Source organism: Dellaglioa sp. CoH-55-MRSF-9 (genome assembly GCF_056782155.1).
Genome location: NZ_JBXAYG010000075.1, coordinates 1 through 276, shown reverse-complemented (window position 1 = coordinate 276; position 276 = coordinate 1). Strand labels below are relative to the sequence as shown.

Annotated in this window: 1 protein-coding gene; it reads left to right on the top strand. The window is 54.0% G+C overall.

The window, feature by feature from the left end; all coding sequences use genetic code 11:
* Positions 1-276 (top strand): hypothetical protein (locus tag AC1RPV_RS07855; protein WP_481764212.1); only part of this gene is annotated, 276 nt, incomplete at both ends.

Below are 276 nucleotides of genomic sequence, written 5' to 3'. Positions count from 1 at the left end.
CAGAAAACCTGATCCGTGTTCAGCAGAAGGCACTGGCCTATTTGATGAAGCCAAAGGATAGTGTGGTGGCCGCTCTCAACAAAGGGACAGGCACCACAATCCGGAAGATGGTGGTTCCGAATGTGGCTAAGCTTGAACCGCAGTATGGGTTGGCCGAAGAGCTATACGACCGATACCGTACTCTGGAGGCTGTGGACGCGCAAGTAGCTCTACAGTTTCCGGACCGCAAGGGCGACGCGTACGCCCGCACAGTTCAACAGATAGGAGAACTGAAAA